Annotated in this window: 1 protein-coding gene; it reads left to right on the forward strand. The window is 43.0% G+C overall.

Features of this window, described 5'->3' with window-relative positions:
• Positions 1-11 precede the first annotated feature (11 nt).
• On the forward strand, positions 12-1,316 hold the full coding sequence (locus tag ACFQ2O_RS21650) for a nucleotide sugar dehydrogenase (protein WP_377532993.1): 1,305 nt from the start codon (positions 12-14) through the stop codon (positions 1,314-1,316).
• The last annotated feature ends 48 nt before the right edge of the window (positions 1,317-1,364 follow it).

Here is a 1,364-nt window from a genome sequence, read left to right on the forward strand (position 1 = left end):
GTAATAATATAATGTCTCATCAAGCAGGAATAGAAAATGCCCAGATAGCAGTCATCGGTCTAGGGTACGTAGGCCTACCACTGGCTGTTGAATTTGCTAAGCAGTTCAAAACGTTAGGTTTTGATATAAATAAACAGCGAATTGAAGGCCTTAAGCAGCGGCATGATCATACACTAGAGGTGTCTGACGAGCAGTTGAACAAGGTTCTGACAGAGGATTTCTCAGCTGGAAAAGGCCTTCTTTGTACTGATCAGTTGGAGCAGATAGAGCAGTGTAATTTCTATATCATTACAGTACCTACGCCGGTAGATAAGAATAACCGTCCAGACCTGACGCCTCTTTTTAAGGCTAGCGAGACGGTAGGCAAAGTGCTCAAGAAAGGTGACATTGTTATCTATGAGTCAACAGTTTACCCTGGCGTAACGGAAGACGAATGTGTGCCAGTACTGGAGCGAGTATCCGGTCTGAGGTTTAACGAAGACTTCTTCGCTGGCTACTCCCCTGAGAGAATTAACCCAGGCGATAAAGAGCATACCGTTGCAAAAATATTGAAGATCACTTCTGGCTCTATGCCAGAGGCAGCCGATAAGGTAGACGCGCTTTATAATGCTGTAATTACTGCCGGCACCCATAAAGCTCCTTCTATAAAGGTGGCAGAAGCAGCTAAAGTAATTGAAAATGCACAACGTGACATTAATATTGCCTTTGTAAACGAGCTGGCAAAGATATTTAATCGCCTCGGCATAGATACAGATGAGGTGCTGCAAGCAGCTGGAACCAAATGGAATTTTCTGAAGTTTAAGCCAGGCTTAGTTGGGGGGCACTGCATTGGTGTAGACCCATATTATCTGGCTCAGAAGGCGCAGGAGGTAGGATATCACCCTGAAATTATACTTGCTGGTCGACGACTAAATGACGGCATGGGTGAGTATGTAGCACATGAAGTGGTGAAGTTGATGGTGAAGAAGGATATTTCTGTGAAGAATGCAAACGTGTTGGTGTTGGGAATCACTTTTAAAGAAAACTGCCCAGATGTGCGCAATACAAAAGTGGTAGACATACTGCACACGCTAAAGGACTACCAGATGAATATCACCATCTATGACCCGTGGGCTGAGCCTGCCGAAGTAAATCATGAATATGGATGGGAGTCTACTACATCATTAAGTGCCTCAATAAAATATGACGTTGTTATTCTAGCTGTGTCACACAAGGAGTTTGAGGAGCTTGATCTGAATAAACTTTGTAAGCAGGATGCAGTAGTCTATGATGTTAAGGGGGTATTGCCAAGAGAAATAGTAGATGCTAGATTATAATCAGTATAATGTATTAGTCAATAAACAAAATGGACATACAAGTTTCTG

Origin of the sequence: Pontibacter rugosus (assembly GCF_042678745.1) — a bacterium.
Lineage (GTDB): Bacteria > Bacteroidota > Bacteroidia > Cytophagales > Hymenobacteraceae > Pontibacter > Pontibacter rugosus.

Bases quoted from the DNA above. Each gene is read 5' to 3' on its own strand.
- ACFQ2O_RS21650 (WP_377532993.1), top strand. From the start codon at position 12: ATGTCTCATCAAGCAGGAATAGAAAATGCCCAGATAGCAGTCATCGGT.